We start from the raw sequence: 21,696 nt of genomic DNA, 5'->3' as shown, positions 1-21,696 counted from the left end.
GCACATGACCACTCTTGACCCATCCCTGCCGCGCCACACCGCCGATACGCCGGCGGCCGACCCGGTCTACGCGGCCAAGGCCACCAAGGCCGCGGTCGAATTCGAGAGCTTCTTCATCGCGAACATGCTCAAGCAGATGCGCGCCGGCACCCGCGAAATGGCGTCCGAGGACAGCGTGTTCAAGGACCCGGTCAACCGCGACATGCAGGACATGGCCGACGGCATGGTCGCCACCCAGATGGCTGGCCAGCGCGCTTTCGGCATCGCCGACGCCATCCTGCGCCAACTTTTGCCGGCGCCGCTTAATAATTCTAAATAAACGGTCGCCTTGTTCAGTTGACGGCACCCACGCGAAAGATATTGCAAAATGAGCATCATGAACAATGCGCTGTCCGGCGCGCTCGCTTCCCAGCTGGCACTGGCTGCTACCAGCCAGAACATTGCTAACCTGCAGACCAAGGGGTACACCCGGCAGGCGGCGCTGCTGACGGCAATCGGCCCGCAAAGCGGCAACAACCGCTCGGCAGGCAACGGGGTCGCGGTCAACAACCTGATGCGCATCAGCGACGACTACAAGAACCAGCAGATGTGGCGCGCAGCCTCCGGCGTCGGCCGCCATGCGCAGAGCCAGCCTTACCTGACCCAGCTCGAACGCGTGATGGGCGACGACGCAGCGAGCCTGTCGGCCGGTGTCGACAAATTCTTCGAAGCGCTCAACGCGGTGGCCGGCGTCGACCCGACCTCGACCCCGCTGCGCCAGCAGGTGCTGACCGCGGCCGGCACCATGGCGCAGCGCTTCAACAACCTGAACAACGTGTTCAACGCGCAGCTGCAATCGCTGCGCCAGCAGCGCAGCGCCATCGTGTCGTCGGCCAACGCCACGATCAACAACATCGCCTCGCTGAACCGCCAGATCACGATCGCCGCCGCTACCGGCACCAACCACTCCGCGCTGGTCGACGCGCGCGACCAGGCCATCGACACCCTGGCCTCGCAGCTCGACCTCGAAGTATCGGACCAGCCGGACGGCAGCCGCAGCGTGTCGCTCAAGACCGGCCAGGCGCTGGTCATCGGCGCGGTGCCGGGCAAGCTGGTCGCCGGCACCGGCGCCACCCAGACCTTCTCGCTCGAATTCGCAGGCACCTCGTTCCAGCTCGACAGCGTGAGCGTCGGCGGACAGCTTGGCGGCCTGGGCGCATACGAGCGCGACATCCTGCTGCCTCTGCAAAAGGGCGTGTCCGACATGGCCGAGCAGATCGCGGCCAAGGTCAACACCCAGCTGGCGGCTGGCTTCACGATGGGCGGCGCCGCTGGCGGCCCGCTGTTCCAGTTCACCCCGGGCAGCCCGTCGGACATGCTGAAGATCGTCGCCGGCTACGAGACCGACGACCTCGCCTTCTCGGCCGACAATACGCCAGGCGACAGCACCAACCTGCAGCGCATCATCGCCATCAAGAACCAGCCGATCACGGTCACCTCGCTGGGCGCGGTGCTGATCGCCGACGCCGACACCCAGCTGACCGGCAAGCTGGCCGTCGACAGCCAGCAGAACCGCTCGGCGCTGGCGACCAGGGAAACCATCCGCACCCAGTCGGTCGACGACTGGAAATCGACCAGCGGCGTGAACCAGGACGAAGAAGCGATCAACCTGGTCGAGTTCCAGAATATGTACCAGGCGAACATGAAAGTGATGTCGGTGGCGAATGCGCTGTTCGATGCCACGCTCGCGATGATGGCCTAAGGAGAACAGAATGCGAATCGCCACCAGCCAATACCAGTCGACGATGAACGTGTCGCTCCAGCTGAACCAGGAGCGCATGACCTACATCACCCAGCAGATGGCGTCGGGCCAGCGTATCCAGCTGCCGTCGGACGATCCGGTCGACAACGTGCGCCTGTCGCGCCTGCGCCGCGAAGAATCGACCCTGAACCAGTACCGCGAGAACATCGCCGCGATCAAGGTGCGCCTGACCAAAAACGAAGACTACCTGGGCACGATGGTCAACGACATGATCCAGGGCCGCGACCTGCTGGTCTGGTCCTCGGACGGCAGCAACACCCCGGAGGACCTGGCCGCCATGGTCACTCCGCTGACCTCGCTGCGCGAAAGCCTGCTGTACACCGCCAACGCGATCGACCAGGAAGGCCGCTTCGTGTTCTCCGGCACCCTGACCGACACCGCGCCGATCGCCTACAACGCGGCCGCCGCGCCGGGCGCGCGCTACACCTTCGTCGGCAACACCAACGACCAGACCGTGGTCGTCGGCAACGGCATCACCCAGGTTGCCAACGGCAACGTCAAAGGCGTCGAAGACCTGCTCAACCAGCTCGACCAGACGATCGCCGCGCTGTCGACCCCAGGCGTCAGCCCCAACGACCCGGCAGTGCGCGCGGTACTGGGCGCCAATCTCGACGGCTTCGATGACGCGCTGACGCTGGTGTCCGGCAAAGTCGCCATGCTCGGCGGCTCGCAGACCATCCTGTCCACGCTCGACATCAACCACAGCAATGTGAGCCTGTCGAACCAGGTGGCGCTGACTGACATCGGCCAGCTCGACTACGGCTTTGCCGCTACCGAGCTGAACGGTTATTCGAACGCCCTGCAGGCGACCTACAAGGCCTACGCCAAGATCGGCACCCTGTCACTGTTCCAGGTGCTGTAATCATGGACGCGATCCGGCCAACCACTCCCTCCCCGGCCGACGCCGCCGGGGCTGGCAACACGGTCAGCGCGCGGGCCGATGCCGCCGAGCGCATCGCGGGAGGCCGTCCGCCGCAACTGTCCGCACCGACCGCGCCGCTGCGCCGCGGCTTACCCGGCCTCGACACCCGCCTGCAAGGCGACGTTGCCGGCGCCCAGCAAGCGCTCGACTTCCTGGAAGAAGTGGCGCGACAGCTGCAGTCGCTGAAAAGCGAACTCAGCGCCAAGCTCAGCAACCTGCAAGCGGACGAACGCCAGATCGAAGCGCAACTGCGCGAACTGGCCAACACGCTCGATCGCCGCCGCAAATCGGCCGGCGACAAGCTCAACGCGCAACTCAACTACAGCAGCGCATCGGCCACGCAGCGCTTCAGCATGCGCGGCATGACGCTTAGCTCGCTGAAAGCGAGCGGCCCGCAAATGATGTCGTTTTCGCTTGGCGGCAGCAACCAAGCGCTGACTGTCAATATCGAGCGTGGCATGTCGGACGAGGAAATCATCCAGCGCTTCGACCGCGCGCTCGCGCCAGCTAATGTACGCGTCAGCAGCGATGCGAACGGCAAGCTGGTATTCACGGCACCTGAAGTCCACTGGCCCGCACTGCGCGACAATCTGTCGATCCTCGGGCGTGGCCGCGTGGCGCCGGAAGAAGAACCAGGCGCCGTGGCGCCGCAGCGCTGGGGTACCAGCGATACGGAAGCCTTGCGACGGAGCCTGCAGGAAGTGGTGCGTGCGCTGGCGCAGGTGCGCAGCTCGCAGGCAGCAGCCAGTCGTGAGTTGAGCGCAGCTGCCAGCCGCGCCGCGACGGCGCCGGTGCCGGCGGTCGATATGAATGCGCTGGCCCAGGATTTCGCGGCGACCGCGACGGAGCCAAATTATGATTCGCTGCTTGCGATCACTTCCGCGATGGTCGGGATTAGCCGGGAACGGGTGCTCGCCTTGCTAGGACTCCACTAACACCCGCATAAGCGACTTGATCACGTAAAAAAACCCGCACTGCCATCACTGGCACTGCGGGTTTCTTCATGCCCGGGATCTTGCGGGCCCGGTACATTTCGCTATTACGCCTCGCGGCTAGCCTTCTTGCGCTCGTGCTCTTTCAGGTAGCGCTTGCGCAGGCGGATCGACTTAGGCGTGATCTCGACCAGTTCGTCGTCGGCGATGAATTCAACCGCGTACTCGAGCGACATCTGGACAGGTGGTACCAGGCGCACTGCTTCGTCGGTACCCGACGAACGCACGTTGGTCAGCTGCTTGCCCTTGATCGGGTTAACCACCAGGTCGTTGTCGCGCGAGTGGATACCGATGATCATGCCTTCGTACACTGGGTCGTTGTGGACCACGAACATGCGGCCGCGATCCTGCAGCTTCCAGATTGCGTAGGCAACAGCAGCGCCGTCGTCCTGCGAAATCAGCACGCCGTTACGGCGGCCAGCCATCTCGCCGCGGGTGTTGTCGACTGGCGCGTATTCGTCGAATACGTGCGACATCAAACCGGTACCGCGGGTCAGGGTCATGAATTCGCCCTGGAAGCCGATCAGGCCACGCGCAGGAATCTTGTACTCAAGGCGCACACGGCCCTTGCCGTCCGATTCCATGTTGGTCAGGTCGCCACGGCGGCGGCCCAGTTCTTCCATCACGCCGCCCTGGTTGACTTCTTCAACGTCGACGGTCAGGTTTTCAAACGGCTCGTGGCGCACGCCATCGACCATCTTGAAGACCACGCGTGGACGCGATACAGCCATCTCGAAGCCTTCGCGGCGCATGTTTTCGATCAGGATGGTCAGGTGCAGCTCGCCGCGGCCCGAGACTTCGAAGATCGTGTCGTCGTCGGTCGGCGCTACGCGCAGTGCGACGTTGGCTTTCAGTTCGCGGTCGAGGCGGTCACGCAGCTGGCGGCTGGTGACGAACTTGCCTTCGCGGCCGGCCAGTGGCGAGTTGTTGACCATGAAGTTCATGGTCAGCGTCGGCTCGTCGACGGTCAGCATTGGCAGCGCTTCCGGGGTGTCCGGTGCGCAGATGGTCGAACCGATGCCGATTTCGTCGATACCGTTGATCAGGCAGATGTCGCCGGCGACCGCTTCGTCGACCAGTACGCGCTCGAGGCCCTTGAAGTTCAGTACCTGGTTGATGCGGCCCTTGATTGGGGTGCCGTCAGGGCCGTTCAGGACGACGACGTCCTGGCCGGTCTTGACGGTGCCGCGGTTGACGCGGCCAATGCCGATCTTGCCGACGTACGACGAGTAGTCGAGCGAGGTGATTTGCATCTGCAGCGGGCCGTCCGGATTGTCGTCACGGACAGGCACGTGTTGCAGGATCGCGTCGAACAGCGGCTTCATGTCGCCGCTGCGGACATCTTCGGTCAGGCCGGCGTAGCCGTTCAGGCCCGATGCGTAGACGATAGGGAAGTCGAGCTGCTCGTCGGTCGCGCCGAGCTTGTCGAACAGTTCGAAGGTCTGGTTGATGGCCCAGTCAGCGCGCGCGCCCGGACGGTCAACCTTGTTGACGACAACGATAGGCTTCAGGCCCAGCGCCAGCGCTTTACGCGTGACGAAGCGGGTCTGCGGCATCGGGCCTTCTTGTGCATCGACCAGCAGCAGCACCGAGTCAACCATCGACAGGACACGTTCCACTTCGCCGCCGAAGTCGGCGTGGCCCGGGGTGTCGACGATGTTGATGTGGGTGCCTTCGTACTCAACCGCGCAGTTCTTCGACAGAATCGTAATGCCGCGTTCTTTTTCGAGGTCGTTCGAGTCCATCACGCGGGTTTCGACCGCCTGGTTTTCACGGAAGGTACCGGACTGGCGCAGCAGCATGTCCACGAGCGTGGTTTTGCCGTGGTCAACGTGGGCGATGATAGCGATGTTACGAATTGCGCGTTTTGAATTTGACATGGTCGTAAAGAAAATGTACGTGAAGTACGGGGGTAGACAGGATGCTGCGGATTACTGGAACCCACTAGTATAGCACGTGTTGCGTTGCACTAAGCCGAAAACGTCCGTGATTTCAGGGGCTTGCTACGGCGCTACTGCTTCGCGGCGATCAAGCGTTCCGGTGCGAGGATGGAATATTCCTGCAGGATGCCGGTGCCAAGCAGCTTGGCGTCGAGATAGACGCGCACCCTGCCCTGCTCCTGCGGCACGTCGACGCTTTCCTTGCCAAGCGCCAGGCGCTGGCCTTGCAGGAAGCGCCTGCCCAGTTCCTCGGTCAGCATCACCGCCGGGAACGACGACAACAGGGCATCGACCGGCGCCAGCAACGCCAGCGGCGCTTCATCCGCCTGCAAGGCTTCGAGCGTGATCATGCCCTCGGTCGTCAGCGCGCCGACCTGGGTGCGCCGCAGCGCGTTCAGGTGCGCGCCGCAGCCGAGTGCATTACCGATGTCCTCGCCCAGCACGCGGATGTAAGTCCCCTTGCTGCACGTGACAGATAATTTCAAAAACGGTGCAGAATATTCCAAAAATTTCAGATCGAGAATCGTCACCGGGCGCGCTTCACGCTCCAGCGTGATGCCCTCGCGCGCGTACTCGTAGTAGGCCTTGCCGTCGCGCTTGAGCGCCGAATACATCGGCGGCACCTGCAGGATCGGACCGCGGAATTTCTCCAGCACGGCCTCGATCTGCTCGACGGTCACGTCGACCGGGCGCGTAGCGATGGCCTCGCCTTCGGTATCGCCCGTGTTGGTCGTGATGCCGAGATGAACCGTGGTTTCGTAAGTCTTGTCCGCTTCCAGCAAGTCCTGCGAGAACTTGGTCGCTTCGCCGAAGCACAGCGGCAGCAGGCCGGTGGCGAACGGGTCGAGCGTGCCGGTGTGGCCCGCCTTCTTCGCGTTCAGCACGCGCTTGGCCTTGATCAGCGCGTCGTTGGACGACAGGCCAACCGGCTTGTCGAGCAGCAGCACGCCGTCGACGAGGTCGCGGACCTTCTTGATAGGCTTGTTCAACTTATTCTGCGTCTTGCTTTGGTTCGTCCGGCTCGGCATCGGCCGCGCGGGTGGCGTTGGCCTGGTCGATCAGCAGCGACATTTCCATGCCGCGCGCGGTGGAGGTGTCGTGGATGAAGTGCAGGGTCGGCAAGGTGTGGATGTGCAGGCGCTTGCCGAGCACGTTGCGCATGTAGCCGGCGCCCTTGGACAGGCCGTCGAGCGTGTTCTTGACCGATTCCTTGTCGTCCTTGAGCATGGTGAAGAACACCTTGGCATGGGCGTAGTCGGGCGTGAGCTGGACTTCGGAGATCGTGACCATGCCCACGCGCGGGTCTTTCAACTCGTACGCGATGATTTCAGCGAGGTCGCGCTGGATCTGGTCGGCAACGCGAACGCCGCGGACCGGGATGGATTTGCTGTGTTTTGCCATGTTCGTATCTTACTCTTAAAAAAACGTGGGGCGGATACGCGGAGGCTTGCGCCCCCGCGTATCCGCCCCACGGTTACTGCAACCTATTACAGGGTACGTGCAACCTCTTGAACTTCGAACACTTCCAGTGTGTCGCCAACCTGGATGTCGTTGTAGTTCTTGAGCGACAGGCCGCACTCGAGGCCGGCGCGTACTTCTTTTGCGTCGTCCTTGAAGCGCTTGAGCGAGTCGATCTCGCCAGTCCATACAACGATGTTGTTGCGCAGCAGGCGTACCGAGGAGGAGCGCTTGACCACGCCATCGGTGACCAGGCAACCGGCAACCGCGCCGACTTTCGAGACCAGGATGACCTGGCGAATCTCGACCTGGCCGGTGACAGTCTCGCGCTTCTCTGGCGACAACATACCCGACAGTGCAGCTTTTACTTCGTCGATCGCATCGTAGATGATGTTGTAGTAGCGGATATCCACGCCGTTCGACTCGGCCAGCTTGCGGCCCTGCGCATCGGCACGGGCGTTGAAGCCGATGATGACCGCCTTCGACGCCACCGCGAGGTTGACGTCCGATTCCGTGATGCCACCAACTGCCGAGTGCACGATCTGCACGCGTACTTCCGAGGTCGACAGCTTCTGCAGCGAGCTGACCAGCGCTTCCATCGAACCTTGCACGTCGGTCTTGACGATCAGCGGCAGGTTCTTGACTTCGCCTTCGGCCATCTGGTCGAACATGTTTTCCAGCTTCGCTGCCTGCTGGCGGGCCAGTTTCACGTCGCGGAACTTACCTTGACGGAACAGACCGATTTCGCGCGCCTTGCGCTCGTCCGCCATGACCATGACTTCTTCACCGGCAACCGGCACTTCGGTCAGGCCCTGGATCTCGACCGGGATCGATGGACCAGCTTCGTTGATCGGCTTGCCGTTCTCGTCCAGCATCGCGCGGACGCGGCCATACGAGGAACCGGCCAGGATCACGTCGCCACGCCTCAAGGTACCGGACTGGACCAGGATGGTCGCGACCGGGCCCTTGCCCTTGTCGAGGCGGCCTTCAACCACCAGGCCGCGCGCAGGCGCGTCGATCGGGGCCTTCAGTTCGAGAATTTCAGCTTGCAGCAATACTTGCTCGAGCAGGTCGTCGATACCCTGGCCGGTTTTTGCCGACACTGGGACGAACGGCGACTCGCCACCGTATTCTTCAGGCACAACTTGTTCGGCGACCAGTTCCTGCGTCACGCGCTCGACGTTGCCACCTGGTTTGTCGATCTTGTTGATCGCGACAACCAGCGGTACGCCTGCAGCTTTTGCGTGGGCAATCGCTTCCTTCGTTTGCGGCATCACGCCGTCGTCAGCTGCAACCACCAGGATGACGATGTCGGTTGCCTTGGCGCCACGGGCACGCATTGCCGTAAAGGCTTCGTGACCCGGGGTGTCGAGGAAGGTGATCATGCCGCGCGGCGTATCGACGTGGTAAGCGCCGATGTGCTGCGTAATGCCGCCCGCTTCGCCCGATGCAACCTTGGCGCGGCGGATGTAGTCCAGCAGCGAGGTCTTGCCGTGGTCGACGTGACCCATGACGGTCACCACCGGTGCGCGCGCGGTCGACTCGAAGTGAGCGTGCTCACCCTGGTCGGCCAGCAGTGCTTCGGGATCGTCTTCCGCCGCGGCAAATGCCTTGTGGCCCATCTCTTCCACGAGGATCATCGCGGTTTCCTGGTCCAGCACCTGGTTAATCGTGCACATCTGGCCCAGCTTCATCAGCTGCTTGATGACCTCGGACGCCTTGACGGACATCTTGTGCGCCAGTTCAGCCACCGTGATGGTCTCAGGAACGTGAACGTCCTTGACGATCGCCTCGGTCGGCGCCTGGAAGTTGGTCTCGCGATCATCCGAATGCGAGTTGCGGCGGCCACCGCGCGCGCCGCCACGCCAGCCGTCACGGCCGCTCGGGACATTGCCACGTGGCTTGACGCCGCCTGGTGCGCCGCGTTTCTTGGCGTCGTCCGACCAGGTCGACGACACATTCGCCGACTTGATCGATTTCTTGTCCGCCGGCTTCTTGTCGGCAGCTTTTTCGCCCGGCTTGGCGGCGCCGGCGGCTGGCTTGTGCAGCGTGCCCTCGGCAACCTTCGGCTTGATGGCGGCAACCGGCGCAGGCGCAGGCTCAGGCGCCTTGATCACGCGGCGTGGCGCGTTCATCATGGCCTTGATCTGGGCGACTTCGTCGGCGACGGCTTTACGTGCCTTCTCGTTGGCGGCGACGCGTTCAGCGGCTTCCTTGGCGGCGGCACTGGCCTTGGCCTGGGCTTCGTCATCGACGGCCTTGCGGCCTTCATCGCTGACGGCGGCGCCTGCTGCGGCGGTGGCCGCGGCGGCGCGCTTGGTCTGTTCTTCGGCTTCGCGCTTGGCGTCGGCTTCAGCCTGCTTGGCCTGGGCTTCTTTCTCAGCGTCCAGCTTGGCGAGGCGTTCCTGCTTTTCGCGCAGTTCGGCTTCCTGGCGGGCGACCAGCTCGGCGTGCTTGCGTGCTTCGTCGGCGCGGCGCGCCACTTCAGCTTCGTCGACCACCGGTGCGGCCGGCTCTGCGGCAACCGGCGCAGGGACATCGTCGCGCTGCACGAAGGTGCGCACTTTTTTGACAGCAACCTGGATCGTGCGCGACTTGCCGGAGGCGTCTGCCTGCTTGATCTCGGTCGTTTCCTTGCGAGTCAGCGTGATCTTCTTCTTTTCAGTTTCGCCCGCTGTGCCGTGGGTACGGCGCAGGTGGTTCAACAGCTTATCCTTATCATCTTTCGACAATGGATCTGACGTCGAACTTTTTTCGACGCCAGCAGAACGCAGCTGCGTCAGCAGCAAATCTGCAGGCATCTTCAGTTCGGTGGCAAATTGGGCTACGTTGTTACTCGCCATTCAGTCCTCTTTTCTATGTGTCGCGGAGATGATAAAGATATGCAAATTACGCCTTGGCCGTTTCTGCCAGGGACCAGGCTTTTGCCTGGAGCGCCTTGGCACGATCGTCGTACTTTGAATCGACCAGCTTCATCTCGTCGTCGGTCACATCATTAAATTCATTTTCAATCAATGCACGTGCACGGTCGGAAGGCAACGCCAGGATGGCGCCGAATTCGTCGTACGCCAATGCGGCGAACGCTTCAACCGTTTTGATGCCAGCCAGTCCCAGCTTGCCGGCCGTGTTGCGGTCCATGCCTTCCAGGTTTACCAGCTGCTCTTCCATGCCTTCCAGGCCCTCTTCCGATGCGATCGCCTCGGTCACCAGTGCATCGCGAGCGCGGGTACGCAGCTCGTTGACGGTGTCTTCGTCGAACGACTCGATGTCGAGCATCTCGGAGATCGGCACGTAAGCGATTTCCTCGAGGCTGGCAAAGCCTTCTTCCACCAGGATGTCGGCCACTTCCTGGTCGACGTCCAGCTTTTCCATGAACAGCGCGCGAACCGCAGCGGTTTCAGCCGCCGATTTGTTCTCCGACTCTTCGGCCGTCATGATGTTGATCTTCCAGCCGGTCAGCTCGGCAGCCAGGCGCACGTTCTGGCCGGAACGGCCGATCGCGATGGCCAGGTTTTCCTCGTCGACCACGACATCCATCGCGTGCTTCTCTTCGTCAACCATGATCGACGACACGTTGGCCGGGGCCAGCGCGCCAATCACGAATTGCGCAGGGTCGTCCGACCACAGCACGATGTCGACGCGCTCGCCGCCCAGTTCGCCGGTGACGGCCTGGACGCGCGAACCGCGCATGCCGACGCAGGTGCCGATCGGATCGATGCGCTTGTCGGCGGTATATACCGCGATCTTGGCGCGCACGCCAGCGTCACGCGCTGCCGATTTGATCTCCAGCAGGCCTTGCTCGATCTCTGGCACTTCCAGTTCGAACAGCTTCATGATGAAGTCCGGCGCGGTGCGCGACAGGATCACCTGCGGGCCGCGCATGTTGCGGTCGATACGCAGGATGAATGCGCGGACGCGGTCGCCGATACGCAGGTTCTCTTTCGGGATCATCTGGTCGCGCGGCAGGCGCGCTTCGATCTTGCCCGACTCGACGATTGCATCGCCGCGTTCCATACGCTTGATGGTGCCGGTCACGAGCGCGTCGCCGCGCTCGAGGAAGTCGACCAGGATCTGTTCGCGCTCGGCATCGCGGACGCGCTGCAGCACTACCTGCTTGGTGTCCTGTGCGAAGCGGCGGCCGAATTCAACCGATTCGATCGGCTCTTCGATGTATTCGTCGACTTCGATATCAGGAATCTGCTCGACGGCTTCGAAGTGCAGGATTTCCTGGTCAGGCAATTGCAGGCCCGCGTCATCAGGTACGACGTGCCAGCGGCGGAAGGACTCGAACTCGCCCGACTCGCGGTCGATCGAGACGCGAATGTCGACCTCGCCTTCATAACGCTTCTTCGTGGCTTGCGCCAGTGCGAATTCGAGCGCCCCGAAAACGACATCTTTATCGACATTTTTTTCGCGCGCCAGCGCATCAACCAATAATAAAACTTCGCGACTCATGCTTTGCGGCTCCTAAAATCCACCTGCGGCACCAAACGTGCCTTATCCAAGTCGGCGAGCGTAAACTCCAACAGCGCCGGACCATCCTTACTTTCAAATTCCAATTTCAGCGTGTCGCCCTCGGGCGCCTGCAAAATACCCGTGAAGGTTTTACGATTTGCGGCGCCAGGCATTGCCACGCGCAGCTTGACGGTGCACTCGCGGCCTTCGAAGCGCACGAAGTCGGCCATCGTGCGGACTGGACGATCCAGGCCGGGCGACGAGATTTCGAGGCGTTCGTAGTTGACGTTTTCCACCGTCAGCACATGCGACAGCTGGTGACTTACCTTGGCGCAGTCCTCAACCGTGATCGGGCCTTTTTCGGCCACATCTTCTGCAGTGAAATCGATATACACGCGCAAGATCCCGCGCTCGCCCCACTCGACGTCGACCAGGTCATAGCCCAGGCCGTTAACTGTCCTGGCGATTAAATCAAATTGCTGCAAAAAAATTTCTCCAGATCACAGGCCCAAATGCGGACCACTAAAACCATTTACCAAAAAAAAAATGGGCACATGCCCATCTTCTTATATTCCCGACCAGATGAAAGCACTTGCACGAAAAACGCTGTGAAGAACTTTTATTAGTCTGCGGATTATAGCGCGTTCACGCTACGGCTGCAATCCGTAGCGCGACAAATGAGCAAGCAAACAACACTGCTTTAAGGCAATAAATCAGGGACTTAGGCCATTACCCGCCGCACTGAGCACGTCGTTCCCGCGAAAGCGGGAACCTATGCTGAGTACGCGGTTCGCATACGTCATTTCCAACGAGAACTCAGCATGGATTCCCGTTTTCACGGGAAGTCATTTCCGCCAATGGCGGGAATGACGGAGCAGAGGCCGGTGGTTAACCCCGGCGTCCGCGGCGTGGCATGCTGTGGCCTGCGCCACGCGGACCTTGCGCACGCGCTGCGCCGCTCGAATTACCGAAGCCGAACGTGGTCTGCAGCGGATCCGGCTGGCGCGGACGCCCCGAACCTGCACCGGCACCGGCGGCCGCCGGCTTGCCGCGCCCGCCCTGGCCGCCAGCACCCTGGCCGCGGCCACCCTGGCCACCGGCACCTTGGCCGCCGCCCTGCCCTTGTCCCTGGCCGAAGCCCGAACCCTTGGCAAAACCCTGCCCCTGGCCGCGCGGAGCGCCGCCTGGGCGGCCGCTGCGCTGCTGTTTCGGGAACGGATCGGCATTGCGGTTCGCGTCCTCGCGGTCGATGCGGTTGCCGTTGTTACGGCTATCCTCATCACGCGCCTCGCGGCCCTCGCGGCCTTCACGCGGCTTCGGCTCGCCAGGACGCACTTGCGCACGCGGACCGCGCTGCTCGACCGCGCCGCCCTTTTTCTCGACGCCGAACGCCGCCAGCAGGTCGCGCACGGTGTTTTCTTCCAGCTCTTCCCAACGGCCGCGCTTCAAGCCGGTCGGCAGGGACATGATGCCGTAGCGGGTACGAATCAGGCGCGACACGGTCAGCCCGACCGCTTCGAACATGCGGCGCACTTCGCGGTTACGGCCTTCGCCGATCACCACGCGGTACCACTTGTTGATGCCTTCACCGCCGCCATCGGCGATCTTGGTGAACGACGCCATGCCGTCTTCCAGCTCGACGCCGGCCAGCAGCTTCTGGCGCATGCCTTCTTCCAGCTCGCCCAGCGTACGCACCGCGTACTCGCGGTCGATGTTGTAGCGCGGGTGCATCAGCCGGTTGGCCAGGTCGCCCGAGGTCGTGAACAGCAGCAGGCCTTCGGTGTTGAAGTCGAGGCGGCCCACAGCCAGCCATTTACCGGCCTTCATGGTCGGCAGGCGGTCGAATACCGATGGACGGCCTTCCGGATCGTCGGCGCTGACGATCTCGCCGGCCGGCTTGTGATACACCAGCACGCGCGGCGGCTTGTTGCTCACCTTGCGCTGGATAAGTTTGCCGTTGATGCGGACCGCGTCGGTCGGCAGGATGCGCTGGCCGATGTGGGCCGGCTCGCCGTTGACCGACACGCGGCCGGCGACGATCAGGTCTTCCATGTCGCGGCGCGAACCGAGACCCGCTTCCGCCAGCACCTTGTGCAGCTTCGGTGCGTCGTCGTCCGAGGTCAGGTCGCGGCGCACTGCCTTGGCAGGCTGCGCGCGGCCGCCTTCGGTGGCGTCATACGCGTCCGAGGTGACAAACGAGAATGCCGCATCGGCGTCGTTCTGGCGCGGCTTTTTATGGTGCTGAAGACCTGGATTACCCTTCTTGTTCTTCTTCGGACGCGGGCCGCGGTCCGGACGCTCGCCGCGTTCGGCGCGCTCAGGACGTGCTGCCAGCTCGGCCGGCGCTGCGCCGCCTTCGGCTGCGACCGGAGCCTGCTCGCCTTCGACCCGTGGCTTGCGCGCTTCGCGCTGGCCGCGCAACTCGCGCATCTGGCGCGGACCGCGTGGCGGGCGTGGACCGCGCTCTTCGCGTGGCGCTGCGTCGCCTTCAGCGGCTTGCGGCGCGGCTTCCACTGTTTCGGCTTTCGGCGGGCGCGGTTTGCGCGCCGCTTTCGGCGCAGCTTCCGCAGCGGGCGCATCGCCTTCGGCTACGGCCGCCACCTTCTTGGCCGCGCGCTTCTTTGGCGCCTCAATGCCCGCAGCCGCATCGGCCTCGATCTGGGCCTTGGTGCGGCGCTTCGGCTTGGCCGGTGCGTCAGCGTTGGCTGGCGTGGCGCCAGCAGGAATCTCAGGGGTATCAGTTGGGTTCATTAGTCGTTTCTTGGTCGTGCTGACCTGGCGCAGCGTCCACCGTTGATTCTGGCGCAGGGTCGGGAATGAGGACTTCAACAGGTGAAGTGTCGGCGCCGGCTTCCTCAAGGACTGCTTCAGGAACTTCCTGCGCGTCGCTGCTGCCTGCACCATCGTGATTGGCGGCCGTCGTTTCGGCCGCAGCTTTTTCAAAATTCTCCTGCAGGGCCGCTTCGAGTTCTTCGATCGCGGAGTTGCCCGGCATGTCGCTGATTTGCTGCAAAGCTGGCAGCTGGGACAGCGCACTGAGGCCCAGGTCATCCAAAAACTGTTTCGTCGTGCCCAGCAATGCCGGGCGGCCGATCACTTCGCGGTAGCCGATCGCGTCGACCCAGCCGCGGTCTTCCAGCATCTTGATCGTCTGCGAATTCACGGCAACGCCGCGGATTTCTTCGATGTCGCCGCGCGTCACCGGCTGGCGGTAGGCGATGATCGCCAGCGTTTCCAGCGTGGCGCGCGAATACTTCTGCGGCTTTTCCGGACTCAGCCGGTCAAGGTACTGCTTCATGTCCGGCCGGCTCTGGAAACGCCAGCCACTGGCCAGGCCGACCACCTCGATGCCGCGGTCGCGCCAGTCATGGCGCAGCTCCTCCAGCAGCAGCTTGATGGTATCGGCGCCGACGCCGGCGCCGAGCGCTTTTCCATTATCGTCCACGTCGACGAACAGCTTTTTCATCGAATGGATCGACATCGGCTCGCGCGCGCACAGCAAGGCGGTTTCGAGGACTATCTTGGCCTCATCAGTATTCATAACGATGTCGTCAGCGGATCTGGCTAAAAATTCAATGGCAGGCAGTGTAAGACCACACCAGTCAACGAATGACAGCGGCCGTCGCAACAAGGCGCCGGCAGGAAGAAATACGTTAAAACTGGATTCCGTCGCCCGGGCTGATGTGCGCGGGCGGAATGTTGCCGTGGCGAGAGCTGGACTCGCTCACCCGGCCGCGCTGCACCAAAGCTTGGCGCAAGCCGTTGATTCTACAAGTGAAACGCTGGTTCGCCGCAGCGGCAGGGAGGCTGGCTCCGGGGTGCGCACTACATGAACGATTGACATCGTTTCCTTCAACTGGCCCCAATTGTACCCGATAAAACGCGCAAGCGGACAAATGGCGCCCCTCGCCGCGCGGGGCCCCGCTCAGGCGCCAAGCTTTTCCGCCAGGATAGTGGACACGCCAAGGAAGGCCGGATACTCCGCAGTGATCACGAAAGTCGGCACCTGCGACAGGTAATTCACGAAGCGGCCCTTTTGCTCGAAGCGCTTGCGGAAAGGCGACTGGTCGAAGCGTTCGCCCAGGCGCGGGACGATGCCCCCGCCAATATAAATGCCACCCTGCGCGCCCAGCGTCACCGCCAGGTTGCCGGCAACCGTGCCGAGCATGCCGCAGAAGGTGTCGATCACCTGGCCGCACAGCTGGTCATCGCCCGCGAGCGCGCGGCGCGAGATGTCCGCTGCGGCCAGTTTTTCGTCGGGCTGGCCAGTGTGATGGGCCAGCGCGCGGTAGCTCAGTTCCAGCCCGTCGCCCGACATCAGCCGCTCGGCCGAGACGTGCTCATACTCGCGCCAGGCGAACCGGAGGATTGCTACTTCGGTTTCATTGGCCGGCGAAAAGGTGACGTGGCCGCCTTCGCTCAGCAATGCGGTCCAGCTGTCGCCAGTCGGAATCAGGCCAGACACGCCAAGGCCGGTCCCCGCGCCCAGCAGTCCGACCGGGCTGCCTTCGCGTGCGGTTCCGCTCCCGACCTGCCGCTTTTGCCCGGCCGACAAGTGCGGGACGGCGCGCGCCAGCGCGGTAAAGTCATTGATGACGAGAAAAGTATCGAACGCGCACGCGAGGCGCATCGCTTCGATCGAGAATTCCCAGTGGTGATTCGTCATGCGCACCAAGTCGCCCGTGATCGGGTTCGCAATCGCGATCGCCGCATGGCGGATGGTTCCGTAGCCGGCAGCGAGCACTTTTGGCGAGGCAAGGTAGGCGCGCAGCGCATCGGCCAGTGTCGGATACGATTTGCACGGAAGTACATCGATCAGTTCAACCCGGCCCGGGGCCACTTCCAGCGCAAAGCGCGCATTGGTGCCGCCGACATCGGCGAGCAGGCGCGGCCCGTCGGCGTGGGGAGCTGGCTGGGCAGGAGGATGCAGCGAGGAATGTTGCTGAACTGTCATGGCTTGGAATCGAATACGGACTTCCAAAGCTTAATGGATGATCTGCCTGGCACGCAAGCATTCTTTGTAGTTTTAGTACATAACCTGTTGCTCGGAATCGATCCGCCCTCTCATCCGATGGATTGCGGGAACCCGTAGTCTTCCTACCTCAACACAGCTTCGCCTCGGAGGTTTCAGCAATGTCTTCGGCAAGTTGGCCATGGTGGCCGTTCCACGCATCGAGCCCGCCATGCAGCGGACGTGCACGGTGAAAGCCGCTGGAAAGGAACTGTTTCGCCACCTGGGCGGCGGTGACGTCGTTCGGGCAGCTGCAATAGACGACCACGTGGCGATCCTTGTCGAGGGTCGCCATCAGGGTTTCGGGCTCGCAGTCGTTAAAGATGATCGCGCCGGGAATAGCCTGCTGAAGCTGGCGCGCGGTTGCGCTTCGCGCATCGATGATCAGCGGATCATGCCCATCGTCCATCAGGCTGACCAGTTCGCTGACGCCAATGCGTTCGATTTGCACGCCGTTCAGGAAGCGTCGGCGCTCAAGGTACTTATACGCGATGAACAGCGCCAGCAAGCCCAGCAGCACCAGCAGCGCGGTCGTGCCCATCTCGCCGAGCGTCTGCAGCACCTTGTCGACGCTTTTGTGGAAGGCGGCGCCCAGGGCGACGCCGGTGCCGCTCCAGAACAGGCTGCCTGTGATGCTGAATGCCAGGAAACGCGGCGTCGGCACGCCGAGGGCGCCCGACATGGGCGAAGCGATGACATTGAAGCCGGGGATGAACTTGGAGACGATCAGCGACTTCGGCCCGAAGCGCCGGAATTTGTCTTCGGTCTGGCTCACGCAGTAATCGGGCGACAGGGAAATCCTGCACAGCAGGTTGAGGATGCGTTTGCCGTAGAAGCGCCCGGCGCGGAACCAGAACAGGTCGGTGAGCAAACACGCGCCGACCGCGACAGCGATCGCCGCCGGCCAGCTGACGCCGCCGTCGACCGACAAGGCACCCGCCACCACCAGAATCGGGAACGCGGGAATCGGCATGCCGGCCTGTTCGACCAGTACGATGGCAAATACGATGAGGACACCGTAAGTCTGCAGGAGGGCGATGAGGTCGGGCATGTCTTCATGTTAGCTGAAAACGGCGGCCGCCACAGGCAGTTCGGTTAATTTGCAAAGAAAGCGCACTCAGCATGGATTCCCGCGCGCGGAAATGACGCCTTTAGGCTAGCGGCCTTAACACGTCGTTCCCGCGCACGCGGGAACCCATGCTGAGCGTGCCTTTACACACCCTTCGGAATCGCGCTCAACAACGCCTTCGTATAAGGATGCTGCGGATTCCGATACAGCTCATCCGAGTCGGCCAGCTCAACCACACTCCCCTGATGCATCACCATCACCTGGTCCGACATGTACTTCACCACCGACAGGTCGTGCGAAATGAAGATGTAGCTCATCCCGAATTCATCCTGCAAGTCCTGCAGCAGGTTCAGCACCTGCGCCTGCACCGACACGTCCAGCGCCGACACCGACTCGTCGCACACAAGGATCTCCGGCTTCATCGTCAGGCAACGTGCGATCGCGATGCGCTGCCGCTGTCCGCCCGAGAACTCATGCGGATAGCGATGGAAGGCCTGCGCCGGCAGCCCGACCCGGTCGAGCAGCTGCATCGCCTGCGCGGTGCGCTCGCTGTCGTTGACGCCGATACCATGGATACGCATCGGCTCCAGCAAAATCTGCCCGACGGTAAAGCGCGGATTGAGCGAAGCGTAGGGGTTCTGGAAGATGATCTGGATGCGCCGCTTGTACTCCATGTAGTCGCGCGGGCTCATTGAGATCAGGTCCCTGCCCTCGAACATCGCGGTGCCGCCGGTCGCCTTGTGCAAGCGAAGCAGCGTCAGGCCGACGGTGGTCTTGCCCGACCCGGACTCGCCCACCACGCCAAGCGTCTTGCCGCGCGGGAGAGTGAACGACACATCCTTGACTGCCTTGAATTCGCGCTTGCCGAACAGGCCTTCGCGCAGGTAGAAACTCTTCGACAGGTTCTCCACCACCAGCACGCTTTCTGCGCCCGGCACGCAGCCGCGCGCGCGTTGCGGGGCCTGTACGTCGGGCGCGGCTTGTCCGCTGATGTAGTCGTCGATCACCGGCAGCCGGATCGGCCGCTCGTCGAGTTTCGGCCGGCAATGCAGCAGCGCGCGCGTATAAGAATCACGCGGCGAATCGAGCACCTGGCGCGCATCGCCCTCCTCGCGCACTTCGCCGTGACGCATCACGATCACACGGTCGGCGATCTCGCCGACCAGCCCGAGATCGTGGGTGATGAACAGCACCGACATCGCATGCTTGCGCTGCAGGCTGGCGATCAGCTCCATGATCTGCTTCTGGATCGTCACATCGAGTGCGGTGGTCGGTTCGTCGGCGATCAGCAGCTTCGGTTCGCACGCGATCGCCATCGCGATCATCACGCGCTGCTGCTGGCCGCCCGACATCTGGCTCGGATACGCATCGATCTTCTTCGACGGATCGGGAATCCCCACTTCATCGAGCAGCTCCAGCGTGCGGGCGCGCGCCTGGCGCGAACTCATGCCCATGTGCCGGCGCAGCACTTCGCCGATCTGGAAGCCCACCGTGAACACGGGATTAAGCGACGACATCGGTTCCTGGAAAATCATCGAGATGTCCTTGCCGCACAGCGCGCGCCGCTCGGCACCTGGCATGGCGAGCAGGTCGCGGCCATCGAACAGCAGGCGCGATTGCGGATCGATCAGCGCGGTCCCGGCCGGCAGCAGGCCCATGACGGCCAGCGAACTGACCGATTTGCCGCTGCCCGATTCGCCGACCAGCGCCACCGTGCAGTTGCGCGGCACGTCGAACGAGATGCCCTTGACCGCCTCGAAGGTGTTCTTTTTATCGATGCGGAAGCGCACACGCAGGTCGCGCACGGAAAGCAGCATGTCGTGGTTGTCTGTCATGTGGCCGCCTATTTCAGTTTCGGATCGAGCGCATCGCGCAGCGCGTCGGTAAACAGCGAGAACGCCGTCACCAGCAGCGCCATCGCTGTCGCGGCGGCGGTCAGCTGCCACCACTTGCCGAGAATGAGTTCGTTCTGCGCCTCATTGAGCATGCTGCCCCACGAGACCACGCCAACCGGCACGCCGAAACCGAGGAAGGACAAAATCACTTCGGCCTTGATGAAACCGACCACCAGGATCGACATCTGCACCAGCGCCACGTGGCTGACGTTGGGGAAAATATGCGAGAACATCCTGCGCATGTGCGAAGCGCCGATGGCGTCAGCCGCCATCACGTATTCGCGCGCCTTGTGCTTCATGTACTCGGCGCGCATCAGGCGGTATGGGCCGGTCCAGCCGGTCAGGCCGAGGATCAGCACGATCGTCGCCACACCGCGCTGCTGCAGCACCGCGGCCACGGTCAGGATCATCAGGATCGACGGAATCGACGTGAAGATGCTGTAGAACCAGTTGAATACATCATCGACCACGCCGCCGAAATAGCCGGACAGCGCGCCGAACACGGTACCAAGCGACACCGCGAGCAAGGCTGCCACCAGCCCCACGACGATCGAGGTCTCGCCGCCCTTGATGGTTTTCTTGATGACGTCATGGCCCCACTTGTCGGCGCCGAACGGCAGCGTCTCGCGGCGCGGCTCGGGCGCCAGCGCGGCGCCGGCCTGTGCGCGCAGCTGCGCGATGCCATCGGCCAGCGGGTCGAATTCGTTTGGCGGCGGCGGCCCGGCATCCGGCCCCGCCGCACCGGCGAGGAAGGATTCCTGCGCGCCGATGAACGACGGCGGCGCGTAATTAACGCCGGCTTCCTTTTCCCAGTCGGCCGCAATCAGGCCGGCCGAGGACAGCGCCAGCATCGCAAGGAACAGCGCGACGACGGCCAGCGCGGCCATCGCGACGCGGTCGCCGCGCAGGCGCCGCCAGGCGAGCGCCCACAGGCCGGGTGAGCTTGGGTGATTCGTCATTCGGCTCGTCCTTACTTGAGTTGCACGCGCGGATCGACAGCCTGGTACAGCAGGTCGGTCAGCAGGTTGAAGATCATGGTGGCGGCGGCCACGTACACCGTGATCGCCTTGATCACCGGGAAGTCGCTGCGCTCGACCGCGAGGATCACTTCGCGGCCGATGCCCGGAATGCCGAAGAAGCGCTCCAGCAGGAAGGCGCCGATCAGCAGCGCCGGCAGGTTGGCCATGACATGGGTGATGATCGGGATCGCGGCATTGCGCAGCACATGCACCCACATGATGCGGCGTTCCGGCAGGCCCTTGGCGCGCGCGGTGCGGACATAGTCCTGCCCCACTTCATCGAGCACGAAGCTGCGGTACAGGCGCAGGGTCGGCGCGATCGATACCGCAAGGCCGATCAGGATCGGCAAGGTGGCGTAGCGCAGCAGGTTCTCGCCAAGGCTGGCGCCCCAGCCCTGCACGGGGAACAGCCCGAGCTGGTAGGCCAGCCCGTACTGGAACACGATGATGTACACCAGGATGCTGATCGACATGCCGACGGTGCACGCGACCATGACCGCGCGGTCGGTCAGCGAACCGCGCACGAAGGCGATGGCCAGCGCCAGCGCGATGCCGAACACGGTTTCCAGGATGGTCAGCGGGATCAGCACCGTCAGCGAGGGCCCGAGCCGGGTCGTCATGATGTGCGAGACGCTCTCGCCGGTGGCCCACGAATTGCCGAAGTCGAAGGTCAGGATCTGCTTCACGAAGATCCACAACTGGACATGGTAGGGCTGGTCCACGCCAAGCTGGCGGCGGATGTTGGCGATCGCTTCGGCGTCCGACATCTTGCCGGCCAAAATATAGGCCGGGTCGCCGCCTACCCAGTTAAACAGCAGGAAGACCAGCAGGACGACGCCGGCCATGGTGGGCAGCATTTGCCAGAGGCGGCGCAGGATGAAAGCTAACATGATTGATCTGCCGGATTCGCGGTGACGGCGGTGCGTGGACTTGCACCGCAGAAAAAGCCGTAACGATAACGCAAAAAGCCGGCGGCGTTGCCAAAAAATCGGCAACCCGCCATTGGGCCGCCATTCCGGCGCCGCGCCGGGCCGTCCAGGTCATCAATTGGTGCGCCACACTCATCCGTATTGACCTTACACCAGCAACTTCCCCAGCTCATCCGCTCACCATTGCTATGCAGCACGCAATTGG

The 21,696-nt window shown here is 63.1% G+C and carries 17 protein-coding genes; 4 read left to right on the top strand and 13 right to left on the bottom strand.

The features are described 5' to 3' along the window. Positions 1–4: 4 nt before the first annotated feature. The 4 genes from HHL21_RS19860 to HHL21_RS19845 are packed head-to-tail and all read left to right on the top strand — an operon-like array spanning position 5 to position 3,658. Entirely contained in the window at positions 5–319 is a 315-nt protein-coding gene (locus HHL21_RS19860; RefSeq protein ID WP_169469132.1) for a rod-binding protein, read from the top strand. Between the two features lie 48 nt (positions 320–367). Beyond that, positions 368–1,741: a flagellar hook-associated protein FlgK gene (flgK, locus tag HHL21_RS19855; RefSeq protein WP_169469130.1), complete on the top strand. Its 1,374-nt coding sequence runs from the start codon at positions 368–370 to the stop codon at positions 1,739–1,741. A gap of 10 nt (positions 1,742–1,751) precedes the next feature. Continuing rightward, complete coding sequence (gene flgL / locus HHL21_RS19850) at positions 1,752–2,663, top strand: flagellar hook-associated protein FlgL (RefSeq protein WP_169469128.1); 912 nt, start codon at positions 1,752–1,754, stop codon at positions 2,661–2,663. 2 nt (positions 2,664–2,665) lie between these two features. Beyond that, entirely contained in the window at positions 2,666–3,658 is a 993-nt protein-coding gene (locus HHL21_RS19845; RefSeq protein WP_229496608.1) for a hypothetical protein, read from the top strand. A 104-nt stretch (positions 3,659–3,762) separates the two neighbouring features. Here HHL21_RS19845 and typA read toward each other — a convergent pair whose 3' ends face one another. From typA to HHL21_RS19780, 13 genes are all read right to left on the bottom strand, one after another. Continuing rightward, the gene (gene typA / locus HHL21_RS19840; RefSeq protein WP_169469126.1) at positions 3,763–5,595 is read right to left on the bottom strand and encodes a translational GTPase TypA; all 1,833 of its coding nucleotides are present in this window, start codon (positions 5,593–5,595) and stop codon (positions 3,763–3,765) included. Positions 5,596–5,726: 131 nt separating this feature from the next. After that, positions 5,727–6,683, bottom strand: coding sequence for a tRNA pseudouridine(55) synthase TruB (truB, locus tag HHL21_RS19835; RefSeq protein ID WP_169469124.1), 957 nt, complete (start codon positions 6,681–6,683; stop codon positions 5,727–5,729). Then, positions 6,646–7,056 (bottom strand): 30S ribosome-binding factor RbfA, encoded by a 411-nt coding sequence (gene rbfA, locus HHL21_RS19830; protein WP_169469122.1) that lies wholly within the window; start codon positions 7,054–7,056, stop codon positions 6,646–6,648. Before rbfA ends, truB begins: the two co-directional genes overlap by 38 nt. 86 nt (positions 7,057–7,142) lie before the next feature. Further along, positions 7,143–9,956, bottom strand: coding sequence for a translation initiation factor IF-2 (gene infB / locus HHL21_RS19825; protein ID WP_169469120.1), 2,814 nt, complete (start codon positions 9,954–9,956; stop codon positions 7,143–7,145). Positions 9,957–10,002: 46 nt separating this feature from the next. Continuing rightward, positions 10,003–11,568 carry a transcription termination factor NusA gene (gene nusA / locus HHL21_RS19820; RefSeq protein WP_169469118.1) on the bottom strand — a complete coding sequence of 522 codons (1,566 nt, stop codon included), beginning with the start codon at positions 11,566–11,568 and terminating at the stop codon, positions 10,003–10,005. Then, positions 11,565–12,053 (bottom strand): ribosome maturation factor RimP, encoded by a 489-nt coding sequence (gene rimP, locus HHL21_RS19815; protein WP_169469116.1) that lies wholly within the window; start codon positions 12,051–12,053, stop codon positions 11,565–11,567. Before rimP ends, nusA begins: the two co-directional genes overlap by 4 nt. Positions 12,054–12,456: 403 nt before the next feature. After that, positions 12,457–14,319: a 23S rRNA pseudouridine(2605) synthase RluB gene (gene rluB, locus HHL21_RS19810; protein WP_169469114.1), complete on the bottom strand. Its 1,863-nt coding sequence runs from the start codon at positions 14,317–14,319 to the stop codon at positions 12,457–12,459. After that, positions 14,306–15,109, bottom strand: coding sequence for an SMC-Scp complex subunit ScpB (scpB, locus tag HHL21_RS19805; RefSeq protein WP_169469112.1), 804 nt, complete (start codon positions 15,107–15,109; stop codon positions 14,306–14,308). Before scpB ends, rluB begins: the two co-directional genes overlap by 14 nt. Positions 15,110–15,493: 384 nt before the next feature. Next, the gene (locus HHL21_RS19800) at positions 15,494–16,522 is read right to left on the bottom strand and encodes a glucokinase (RefSeq protein ID WP_169469111.1); all 1,029 of its coding nucleotides are present in this window, start codon (positions 16,520–16,522) and stop codon (positions 15,494–15,496) included. Positions 16,523–16,670: 148 nt separating this feature from the next. Further along, entirely contained in the window at positions 16,671–17,630 is a 960-nt protein-coding gene (locus tag HHL21_RS19795) for a DedA family protein/thiosulfate sulfurtransferase GlpE (RefSeq protein ID WP_169469109.1), read from the bottom strand. A 161-nt stretch (positions 17,631–17,791) separates the two neighbouring features. Next, a complete protein-coding gene (locus HHL21_RS19790) occupies positions 17,792–19,483 on the bottom strand; it encodes an ABC transporter ATP-binding protein (RefSeq protein WP_169469107.1) in 1,692 nt (563 codons plus the stop codon). 8 nt (positions 19,484–19,491) lie between these two features. Next, a complete protein-coding gene (locus tag HHL21_RS19785) occupies positions 19,492–20,502 on the bottom strand; it encodes an ABC transporter permease (protein WP_169469105.1) in 1,011 nt (336 codons plus the stop codon). A gap of 11 nt (positions 20,503–20,513) precedes the next feature. Beyond that, positions 20,514–21,452, bottom strand: coding sequence for an ABC transporter permease (locus tag HHL21_RS19780; RefSeq protein ID WP_169469103.1), 939 nt, complete (start codon positions 21,450–21,452; stop codon positions 20,514–20,516). Between the last annotated feature and the right edge of the window lie 244 nt (positions 21,453–21,696).

Origin of the sequence: Massilia polaris (assembly GCF_012927275.1) — a bacterium.
Lineage (GTDB): Bacteria > Pseudomonadota > Gammaproteobacteria > Burkholderiales > Burkholderiaceae_D > Telluria_A > Telluria_A polaris.
Note: the sequence above shows the minus strand (reverse complement) of the source record. Positions and strands in the feature narration are given on the sequence as shown.

Excerpts from the sequence above, each read along its gene's own strand:
- HHL21_RS19860 (WP_169469132.1), top strand. The coding sequence starts at position 5 with ATGACCACTCTTGACCCATCCCTGCCGCGCCACACCGCCGATACGCCG.
- flgK (WP_169469130.1), top strand. The coding sequence starts at position 368 with ATGAGCATCATGAACAATGCGCTGTCCGGCGCGCTCGCTTCCCAGCTG.
- flgL (WP_169469128.1), top strand. The coding sequence starts at position 1,752 with ATGCGAATCGCCACCAGCCAATACCAGTCGACGATGAACGTGTCGCTC.
- HHL21_RS19845 (WP_229496608.1), top strand. The coding sequence starts at position 2,666 with ATGGACGCGATCCGGCCAACCACTCCCTCCCCGGCCGACGCCGCCGGG.
- typA (WP_169469126.1), bottom strand. The coding sequence starts at position 5,595 with ATGTCAAATTCAAAACGCGCAATTCGTAACATCGCTATCATCGCCCAC.
- truB (WP_169469124.1), bottom strand. The coding sequence starts at position 6,683 with ATGCCGAGCCGGACGAACCAAAGCAAGACGCAGAATAAGTTGAACAAG.
- rbfA (WP_169469122.1), bottom strand. The coding sequence starts at position 7,056 with ATGGCAAAACACAGCAAATCCATCCCGGTCCGCGGCGTTCGCGTTGCC.
- infB (WP_169469120.1), bottom strand. The coding sequence starts at position 9,956 with ATGGCGAGTAACAACGTAGCCCAATTTGCCACCGAACTGAAGATGCCT.
- nusA (WP_169469118.1), bottom strand. The coding sequence starts at position 11,568 with ATGAGTCGCGAAGTTTTATTATTGGTTGATGCGCTGGCGCGCGAAAAA.
- rluB (WP_169469114.1), bottom strand. The coding sequence starts at position 14,319 with ATGAACCCAACTGATACCCCTGAGATTCCTGCTGGCGCCACGCCAGCC.
- scpB (WP_169469112.1), bottom strand. The coding sequence starts at position 15,109 with ATGAATACTGATGAGGCCAAGATAGTCCTCGAAACCGCCTTGCTGTGC.
- HHL21_RS19800 (WP_169469111.1), bottom strand. The coding sequence starts at position 16,522 with ATGACAGTTCAGCAACATTCCTCGCTGCATCCTCCTGCCCAGCCAGCT.
- HHL21_RS19795 (WP_169469109.1), bottom strand. The coding sequence starts at position 17,630 with ATGCCCGACCTCATCGCCCTCCTGCAGACTTACGGTGTCCTCATCGTA.
- HHL21_RS19790 (WP_169469107.1), bottom strand. The coding sequence starts at position 19,483 with ATGACAGACAACCACGACATGCTGCTTTCCGTGCGCGACCTGCGTGTG.
- HHL21_RS19785 (WP_169469105.1), bottom strand. The coding sequence starts at position 20,502 with ATGACGAATCACCCAAGCTCACCCGGCCTGTGGGCGCTCGCCTGGCGG.
- HHL21_RS19780 (WP_169469103.1), bottom strand. The coding sequence starts at position 21,452 with ATGTTAGCTTTCATCCTGCGCCGCCTCTGGCAAATGCTGCCCACCATG.